The sequence below is a fragment of the Streptomyces sp. NPDC006265 genome, from assembly GCF_040613555.1.
In the GTDB taxonomy this organism is placed as follows: domain Bacteria; phylum Actinomycetota; class Actinomycetes; order Streptomycetales; family Streptomycetaceae; genus Streptomyces.
Map to the genome: position 1 here is coordinate 1 of NZ_JBEXSH010000716.1, position 4,766 is coordinate 4,766.

Annotated in this window: 3 protein-coding genes; all 3 read left to right on the forward strand. The window is 72.6% G+C overall.

The annotated features are described in order from the left end of the window. Positions 1-141 precede the first annotated feature (141 nt). The 3 genes from ABZ281_RS38200 to ABZ281_RS38210 all read left to right on the forward strand — a co-directional run bounded on the left by ABZ281_RS38200 (position 142) and on the right by ABZ281_RS38210 (position 4,752). Positions 142-1,545: a class II fumarate hydratase gene (locus ABZ281_RS38200; RefSeq protein WP_356662620.1), complete on the forward strand. Its 1,404-nt coding sequence runs from the start codon at positions 142-144 to the stop codon at positions 1,543-1,545. A gap of 83 nt (positions 1,546-1,628) precedes the next feature. After that, positions 1,629-2,321, forward strand: coding sequence for a DUF402 domain-containing protein (locus tag ABZ281_RS38205; protein ID WP_356662621.1), 693 nt, complete (start codon positions 1,629-1,631; stop codon positions 2,319-2,321). Between the two features lie 292 nt (positions 2,322-2,613). Further along, the gene (locus ABZ281_RS38210) at positions 2,614-4,752 is read left to right on the forward strand and encodes a SpoIIE family protein phosphatase (RefSeq protein WP_356662622.1); all 2,139 of its coding nucleotides are present in this window, start codon (positions 2,614-2,616) and stop codon (positions 4,750-4,752) included. Positions 4,753-4,766 lie beyond the last annotated feature (14 nt).

The following is a 4,766-nucleotide window of genomic DNA, read 5'->3' on the forward strand; positions in this document are numbered from 1 at the left end:
GGGCCGGGCGACGCCGGCCCCCACCTTCACGTCCATTCCGGTACGCGGTCCCGGACTCGCCCGAGAAGGGCGGTGACGATTCGCCTCCACGGGGAACAGTGGTCGCGGCGGGGACGCTGTGACACGTGGAGGTGATCGTCGATGACCGACGAGCAGGACAGGACCGAGTACCGCACCGAGCACGACTCCATGGGCGAGGTGCGGGTGCCCGCCCATGCCAAGTGGCGGGCGCAGACCCAGCGGGCCGTGGAGAACTTCCCCGTCTCCGGGCAGCGCATCGAGCGTGCGCACATCGAGGCGCTGGCCCGCATCAAGGGGGCGGCGGCCAAGGTCAACGCCGAGCTGGGGGTCCTGGACAAGGACATCGCCGGGGCGATCCAGGAGGCGGCCGGAGAGGTCGCCGAGGGGAAGTGGGACGAGCACTTCCCGGTCGACGTGTTCCAGACCGGGTCCGGCACCTCGTCCAACATGAACACCAACGAGGTCATCGCCACCCTGGCGAGCGAGCGCCTGGGCGGCGCCGTGCACCCGAACGACCATGTGAACGCCTCCCAGTCGTCCAACGACGTCTTCCCCTCCTCGATCCACATCGCCGCCACCGCGGCCGTGACGCGCGACCTGGTCCCCGCCCTGGACCACCTCGCCGCCTCCCTGGAGCACAAGGCCGAGGAGTTCGCCGACGTCGTGAAGTCCGGGCGGACACACCTCATGGACGCCACGCCCGTGACGCTGGGCCAGGAGTTCGGCGGGTATGCGGCCCAGGTGCGGTACGGCATCGAGCGTCTTGAGGCGTCCCTCCCCCGGCTCGCCGAACTGCCCCTCGGCGGTACGGCCGTCGGCACCGGCATCAACACCCCGCCCGGCTTCTCCGCCGCCGTCATCGAGGAGGTCGCCCGCACGACGGGACTGCCCCTCACCGAGGCCCGGAACCACTTCGAGGCGCAGGGCGCCCGCGACGGCATCGTCGAGACCAGCGGGCAGCTGCGGACCATCGCGGTCGGCCTGACGAAGATCGCCAACGACCTGCGCTGGATGTCCTCCGGGCCGCGCACGGGCCTCGCCGAGATCGCCCTGCCCGACCTCCAGCCCGGCTCCTCGATCATGCCGGGCAAGGTGAACCCGGTCATCCCGGAGGCCGTGCTGATGGTCGCCGCCCAGGTCGTCGGCAACGACGCCACCGTCGCCACCGCGGGCGCCGCCGGGAACTTCGAGCTCAACGTGATGCTGCCCGTCATCGCGAAGAACGTGCTGGAGTCGGTCCGGCTGCTCGCCAACGTGACGCGGCTGCTCGCCGACCGGACCGTCGACGGCATCACCGCGGACCGCGAGCGGGCGCGGGAGTACGCCGAGTCGTCCCCCTCCGTCGTCACCCCGCTCAACAAGTACATCGGCTACGAGGAGGCCGCGAAGGTCGCCAAGAGGGCCCTGGCCGAGCGGAAGACGATCCGTCAGGTCGTGCTGGACGGCGGGTACGTGGAACGCGGGGACCTGACCGCGGAGCAGCTCGACGAGGCGCTCGATGTCCTGCGGATGACACACCCGTGACGAGGGAACGCGTTCGTGTGCCCGGCGCGTGAACCGTGACACGCGCCGCAGCGTCGTATGCCTACGGCACCTAATATCTGTTCATGGCAGACGGTGGAGCGATGAGACGCGTGGAAACGGGTGGTGCGGCAGGCTTCTGGGCGCCCGGGAGCCGGATCCTGTGGCGGTACCGGGAGAACGGCGGCACGCACGTGCACATCGCGCGCCCCGTCACCGTCGTCCGGGACGACGCCGACCTGCTCGCCGTGTGGCTGGCGCCCGGCACCGAATGTGTGAAGCCCGTGCTCGCCGACGGCACGCCCGTGCATCTGGAACCGCTGGAGTCGCGCTACACCCGACCCCGTACCGTGCAGCGCGACCGGTGGTTCGGCACGGGCGTGCTGAAGCTGGCCCGCCCCGGCGAGCCCTGGTCGGTGTGGCTGTTCTGGGAGCCGGGCTGGCGGTTCAAGAACTGGTACGTGAACCTGGAGGAACCGCTGGTCCGCTGGGCGGGCGGCGTCGACTCCGTGGACCACTTCCTGGACATCTCCGTCCATCCCGACCGCAGTTGGCGCTGGCGGGACGAGGACGAGTTCGCCCAGGCCCGGCGGGACGGGCTGATGGACGACCAACAGGCGGAAAAGGTACGGGCTGCGGGGCGGGACGCCGTGGACGTGATCCGCGCCTGGGGGCCGCCGTTCTCGAAAGGCTGGCAGCACTGGCGCCCGGATCCGTCCTGGGCGGTACCGTCACTGCCGGAGGACTGGGATCGTACGCCCGCGCATGTGTCCTCATGAGACCCTTGATGCGCACCCGGGCAAGAAACGTAGGATCGTCCTCCGCAAGGGCGCGCGGCGGCAACCACCTGAGCACGCGCTGGGCTTGACCGATCGTCACCGAGGGGCGGCAGGACGTGAGCGAGGGGTACGACGGCAACACCGGCAGGGCCTGCGCCACGGGCCGCAGACGGTCCGCCGGTGACACAGGAACAACCTCTGACCACGCGGGAATTCCGTTCCTGGGGCAGGTAATCCGGGTATCGGAGTTTCGGCGGGACCAACTGCGCGCGCGGCGCGCAGCCCCGGACGGATGGATTCGACACGCGTGACGGAGCAGCCGACCTCGTTCGAACGCCCCCAGACGGGCGTCGACCCCGCGGATCCCCGCGGGGCGTTCGTGCATACCCCGACACCGGCGCGTGCGCCCGGCGCCTTACCGGTACAGGGCCGCCCCGGCGGCGACGTCGCCGTTCCGGTCACGACGGCACACAGCACGCCGGGCACGTCGGAGCCGGGCACCTCCACGCCGTTCGCCAAGGGCAAGGACACCGTGAGCGACCCCGCCTTCGAGCACTCCCAGCCGGGTGCCGAGCAGACCGCCGAGCGCGACACGCCTCGGCCGCGCCCGGCCCCCGAGGGCATTCCGGTCCAGCCGGCCGACGAACGGGACCGGCCGGGGGTGAACACCGACGGGCGGGAGCGCCGCAGCGGCCAGAGCCTGCCGCCCGGCCGGCCCACGCCCATGCGGCGGGACGGCGACCGGCTGAGGTTCGTAGGGGCCGCCACCCGGCGGATCGCCCGCGGCATCGACCTCGACGAGATCGTGATGGGGCTGTGCCGGGCCACCGTGCCCACCTTCTCCGACGCGATCCTGGTCTATCTGCGCGACCCGCTGCCCGTCGGCGACGAGCGGCCCACCGGCCCGCTGATGCTGCGGCTGCGCCGCACCGACCGGATACCGGCGGAGCGCGACACCGAGAACGGCTTCCAGCCGGCCGCACAGCCCGAACCGAACGAGCTGGACACGGTCGGCGCCGAGCTGTGCGAGGTGCGGCCCGGCAGCGCCCTCGCCGAGGTGCTGCGCGGGGTGCGCCCGGTGTTCACCGACGCCCCCGCGGCCCGCGCCGCACTGCCGGAACTGCTGGGTGAGGGCGGTGCGTTCGCCGTGCCGGACGGCCAGCGCGCGATCCTCGCCCCGCTGCGCGGCCGGCGCCGGGTGATCGGTGCCGCGCTGTTCCTGCGCCGACCCGAGCGCATCGCCTTCGAGCCGGACGACCTCCTGGTGGCCGCCCAGCTCGCCACGCACAGCGCCCTCGGTATCGACAAGGCCGTGCTGTACGGCCGTGAGGCCTACATCGCGGACGAGCTGCAGCGCACCATGCTGCCCGAGACGCTGCCCCGCCCCACGGGCGTGCGGCTGGCCTCCCGCTACCTGCCGGCCGCGGAGACGGCCCGGGTCGGCGGCGACTGGTACGACGCGATCCCCCTGCCCGGCAGCCGGGTCGCCCTGGTCGTCGGTGACGTCATGGGCCACTCCATGACCTCGGCCGCCATCATGGGCCAGCTGCGCACCACGGCCCAGACCCTGGCCGGTCTCGACCTGCCGCCGCAGGAGGTCCTGCACCACCTCGACGAACAGGCCCAGCGCCTCGGCGTGGACCGCATGGCGACCTGCCTCTACGCCGTGTACGACCCGGTATCGCACCGCATCACCATCGCCAACGCCGGTCATCCGCCGCCCGTCCTGCTGCACCTGGGCGGCCGTGCCGAGGTGCTGCGCGTGCCCGCCGGTGCCCCGATCGGGGTCGGCGGCGTGGACTTCGAGGCCGTGGAGCTGGACGCGCCCGCCGGTGCGACCCTGCTGCTCTACACCGACGGTCTGGTCGAGTCGCGGCTGCGCGATGTGTGGACGGGCATCGAGCAGCTGCGGGAGAAGCTCGCCGCGGTCGCGCAGCTCACCGGGCCGGACCATCCGCCGCCCCTGGAGGCGCTGTGCGACGAGGTGCTCGACATGCTCGGCCCGGGCGACCGGGACGACGACATCGCGCTGCTCGCCGCCCGCTTCGACGGGATCGCGCCCAGCGACGTGGCGTACTGGTTCCTGGAGCCGGAGGACGCGGCCCCGGGCCGTGCCCGCCGGCTGGCCCGGCGCGCGTTGCAGCGCTGGGGTCTGGAGGAGCTCAGTGACTCCGTCGAGCTGCTCGTCAGCGAGGTCGTCACCAACGCCGTGCGGTACGCCTCGCGGCCGGTGACGCTGCGCCTGCTGCGCACGGACGTGCTGCGCTGCGAGGTCGGCGACGACGTGCCGCAGCTGCCGCGGCTGCGCCAGGCACGCGCCACCGACGAGGGCGGCCGCGGGCTGTACCTGGTGAACCGGATGGCCCGGCGCTGGGGTGCGACCCGGCTCAGCACGGGCAAGGTGGTCTGGTTCGAGCTCAACCGCAGCTGACCCGGCCGTACGAA

Bases quoted from the DNA above. Each gene is read 5' to 3' on its own strand.
- ABZ281_RS38200 (WP_356662620.1), top strand. From the start codon at position 142: ATGACCGACGAGCAGGACAGGACCGAGTACCGCACCGAGCACGACTCC.
- ABZ281_RS38205 (WP_356662621.1), top strand. From the start codon at position 1,629: ATGGCAGACGGTGGAGCGATGAGACGCGTGGAAACGGGTGGTGCGGCA.
- ABZ281_RS38210 (WP_356662622.1), top strand. From the start codon at position 2,614: ATGGATTCGACACGCGTGACGGAGCAGCCGACCTCGTTCGAACGCCCC.